This is a genomic window from Amycolatopsis sp. CA-128772 (assembly GCF_002904295.1).
GTDB lineage: Bacteria > Actinomycetota > Actinomycetes > Mycobacteriales > Pseudonocardiaceae > Amycolatopsis.
This window is the reverse complement of sequence record NZ_PPHG01000120.1, coordinates 3,156-7,087: the sequence shown is the minus strand read 5'-3', so window position 1 is coordinate 7,087 and position 3,932 is coordinate 3,156. Positions and strand designations below refer to the sequence as shown.

Below are 3,932 nucleotides of genomic sequence, written 5' to 3'. Positions count from 1 at the left end.
GCGTACTTCCTCGACCTCTGCGACGAGCTCGGGCTCTACGTCCTGGACGAGCTGACCGGCTGGCAGCACCACTACGACGAAGGCGTCGGCGCACCACTGGTCGAGGCGCTGGTGGAGCGCGACGTCAACCACCCGTCGATCCTGTTCTGGGACAACGGGAACGAGGGTGGCTGGAACACCGCGCTGGACGACGACTTTGCGCAGTACGACCCGCAGCGGCGGGCCGTGCTGCACCCCTGGACGACGTTCAGCGGCGTCGACACGAGCCACTACCAGACCTACAGCAGCACCGCGAGCAAGGCCGCCGGCCCCGCGATCTTCATGCCGACCGAGTTCCTGCACGGCCTCTACGACGGCGGCGCCGGGGCCGGCTTGAACGACTACTGGAAGCTGATGGGCGGGTCGCAGCGTTCGGCGGGCGGGTTCATCTGGGCGCTCGTCGACGAAAGCGTCGCGCGCGACGACCGTGGCGGGGCTCTCGACACCAACGGCAGCCGCGCGCCCGACGGGATCCTCGGCCCGTACCGGGAGAAGGAGGGCAGCTTCTTCACGATCAAGGACATCTGGTCGCCGGTCCAACTGGCCAGCCCGGCCTACTACGAATCGGTTTTCCCGGCGTCGTTCGACAAGACCGTGAAACTGGTCAACCGGTACGACTTCACGAACCTGCGGACGTGCCGGTTCACCTGGCAGCTGCTCGCGTTCCCCGCGCCCGGTGCGGGCCCCGGTCACCAGGTCCTCGCCCAAGGCCAGGCGACCGCGCCGGACGTCGCACCGGGCGCCACCGGCGCGGTGACGCTCGGCCTGCCCGTCGGCTGGACCGGCGCGGACGCGTTGCGGCTGAGCGTCATCGACCCGACCGGCCGGGAGATCACCAGCTGGACGTGGCGCATCCGCAAGGCACCGGACTTCGCCGCGCGCCTGATCAAGCCGGCGACCACGGGCAGCGTCACCGCGACCGAGACCGCCACCGACGTCGTGCTCGTCGCCGGCGCCACCCGGATCACCATCGGCAAGGCCGACGGACGGCTGACCGGCGTGCGCCGCGGCAGTACACCGGTGTCGCTGGCCAACGGCCCGGCCCCGGCCGGCGGGGCGGCGACGCTCACCGGGTTCAGCCACTTCCGCGACGGCACGGGCTGGGTCGTGCAGTGCGACTACAGCGGCGGCCTGACGTCGGTGCGCTGGCGCCTGGACGCGAACGGCTGGCTGCGGCTGGTGTATCGCTACCACGCCACCGGCGACCACGACCACCTCGGCGTGAACTTCGACTATCCCGAGGCGAACGTCCGGGGCCTGACGTGGCTCGGCGACGGGCCGTACCGGGTCTACAAGAACCGGCTGCGCGGTGTGCAGCCCGACGTCTGGAGCAAGCCGTACAACAACACCGCGACCGGGGCGAGCGGGTTCGCCTACCCGGAGTTCAAGGGTTACCACGCGCGGACCTGCTGGGCGATGCTGGACACGACCGAGGGCGCGGTCACGGTGGTCGCCGCGGAGGAGGGCCTGTTCCTGCGGCTGTTCACCCCGGCGGTGGGCCCGGATCCGCAGAACGCCGTGGTCACCTACCCGGCCGGCAACGTCTCGTTGCTCGACGGCATCGCCCCGGTCGGCAACAAGTTCCACGGCGTTGCGGCGCTGGGCCCGGAGAGCCGCCCGAACGCCGCCACCGGCGACTACCACCGCACGGTGTACTTCCGTTTCGACGCGTGAGGGAGTGCTGTGGTCATCCCGTGATCGGAGTCGCCTGTCACCCGGGTGCGGAGATGGCTTGTCCCGAGAGTCGAGGGGATGAAGCAAGCCGGGACATCAAGGCCCGGTGAGCACCGCCTCGTGGATGGTGACGATCGGAGTGAGGAGGGGTTCGAGTTCGGGTGGCTGGCCGGCAGGAGTGGCCCGAATGACCCGGGTCGCGAGTTCGTCGGCGGCCCCGATCGCCCCGATGAGCTCCAGGTCCGACGGGCGGTGGACCGCCGGGTCTTCGGCGGCGGCATTCTCGGCGAGCCGGGCGAAGTTCCGCGCATGCTGTTCGAGGACTTGATCGCGTTGGTCGAGGAGGAGGGGCCGGCGGCACGCAGTTCGACCATGAAGCTGACCGCGTACGCTGGCGCGTTCACGAAACCGTCGAGGTAGGCACGCACCCCCGCGCGAAGCCGTTCTCGCCAGGCTGCGCCGGCCACCTCAGCGACTCGGTCGTGGATGAGGTCGAGGAGTTGCCGGCTGGCTTGGAGGTGGGCTTGGGCGAAGGCGTCCTGCTTGTCGGTGAACGAGGCGTAGAAAGCGGACCGTGACACCCGGGCCCGGCCGATGACGTGCTGGACGGAAGTCGCCGCGTAACCGCGCGCGGCCACCTCTTCGGTCACCGCCTGCAAGATCCGGCCCCGCTGCGACGCGGCGACCTCAGACCCCGACAGGGCGGCCCGTCCCCGGGGCAGCTCGAGCCGGTTGGGCATCAGGGTCAACGTGGCCGGCAGGTCCTCGCTGCTTCCCGGGTTGCTCACGGGCGCAGGATAACGGAACCCTTCGGCGCCGATGCTTCCCTTGGTTGTGCCGCCGTGCAAAAGTACATGCATGGTTCTCAAAAGAGGCTCGACGACCGGGAAGGGCACGTTCGCGGGCCAGTCGATGCTCGGCAAAGTGATGGGCACCGTGCTCGCGCCCCTCGTGCTGGGAGGCGTCTCCGGGCTCCTGCTCGGCGCATCGGCCCCGGCTTACTGGGTAGTGCAGGTCGCCGCGGCTATCGGTGGGTTCTTCGGGGGCTTCGAGCACCACGGCTGGCGACCGGGGCTGATCCGGGGTGTCGCCGGCGGCCTGCTCTACGGAGTGGCGCTCCTCGCCGTCCGCGCCCTGACCGGCTGGACCGACACGATCGACCTGGGCGGCGTTCCCGATCTCCTTGTCGTCATCACGGCTCTCGCCGGCGCCGTGGCCGGTGCGCTCGGAGGAGTGATGCGCGCCCGGCGCTGAAGGACGCTGCCGCAGGCCGGCTCGCTTCGTAAATCTTACCGTTGATTCCCTTTTCTTGGCAGGAGTCCAATGCTGGCCCAGCAACGTGACCTTTTCACTCACGATGTCGGTGGCACCACGCTCACGGCAGTGACCGCCGGGCCCGAACAGCCGACCGATCGGCCCTTGATCATCGCCTTATACGGTGGCACCTACACCGCGCGCTACGGTGACGTCGCAGGCTCGCGTCACGGGTCCTTTTTGGACGTTGCCACCACCATCGGGCACCGTGTGGTGGCTTTCGACCGGCCCGGTTACGGCGGCAGCACCCCACTCGACCCGGCGGCCAACACTTTCGAACGGCACGCCGAACTACTGAGTGCAGCCATCACCGCCGTGACGGCGGACGCGGGTAGCCGGGAGGTGTTCCTGGTCGGTCATTCGATCGGTGGGATGATCGCCTTGTTGATCGCGGCGAGCCGGCCGGACTTCCCCCTCATCGGCGTTTCGACGACCGGGCTGCGTGCGGTGATCCCGTCGGGTGGCGCGGCCGAAGCGCTGGGCTCCCTGCCGCCGGACGTGCGCGTCCCGGTCCACTGCGCACTGGCGGAGTTGGGCGCGCTGTGGGCCGGCAACCCGGAGAACGTCGGAGCGTTCGCGGCGATGTTCACCTCCGCGCCGTTCGTGAGCGTGACCCGCGGTACCGGCCACAGCCACGCGCTGCACCTGCGTCAGCTAGCGTTCGCCGCCGAATGTGCGGCCTGGGCCCGGAACGGTGTCGAAAGTGTGCGTTGATGCCCTCCGGCGGATTCACCGGGACGGTCCCGGAGGCCTGAGTTCAGCCGTCGGAGCGTTCCGACGCGGCTCGGAGGATCCAGTTGTGGAACTCCACCGCGAAGTGCTTCAGGTGGTGTTCGATCACCGTCGGGCCGCACGAGGCCGGGAGGGTCACCGAGAGGCTGGCGGTGAACCCGCCCTCCACATCG

The 3,932-nt window shown here is 69.6% G+C and carries 4 protein-coding genes and 1 pseudogene; 4 read left to right on the top strand and 1 reads right to left on the bottom strand.

The window, feature by feature from the left end; translation table 11 throughout:
• Positions 1-1,713 (top strand): glycoside hydrolase family 2 TIM barrel-domain containing protein (locus C2L59_RS46685; protein ID WP_233224102.1); only part of this gene is annotated, 1,713 nt, incomplete at its 5' end.
• 78 nt (positions 1,714-1,791) lie between these two features.
• On the top strand, positions 1,792-2,133 hold the full coding sequence (locus C2L59_RS49745; RefSeq protein ID WP_233224101.1) for a hypothetical protein: 342 nt from the start codon (positions 1,792-1,794) through the stop codon (positions 2,131-2,133).
• Positions 2,134-2,255: 122 nt separating this feature from the next.
• Here C2L59_RS49745 and C2L59_RS50575 read toward each other — a convergent pair.
• Positions 2,256-2,453 (bottom strand): annotated as a pseudogene (locus tag C2L59_RS50575) (TetR family transcriptional regulator); the annotation flags it as partial.
• Between the two features lie 118 nt (positions 2,454-2,571).
• Between C2L59_RS50575 and C2L59_RS46675 the strand changes: the two are divergent.
• Entirely contained in the window at positions 2,572-2,967 is a 396-nt protein-coding gene (locus tag C2L59_RS46675; RefSeq protein WP_103356002.1) for a hypothetical protein, read from the top strand.
• Between the two features lie 69 nt (positions 2,968-3,036).
• Positions 3,037-3,741 (top strand): alpha/beta fold hydrolase, encoded by a 705-nt coding sequence (locus C2L59_RS46670; RefSeq protein ID WP_103356001.1) that lies wholly within the window; start codon positions 3,037-3,039, stop codon positions 3,739-3,741.
• Positions 3,742-3,932 lie beyond the last annotated feature (191 nt).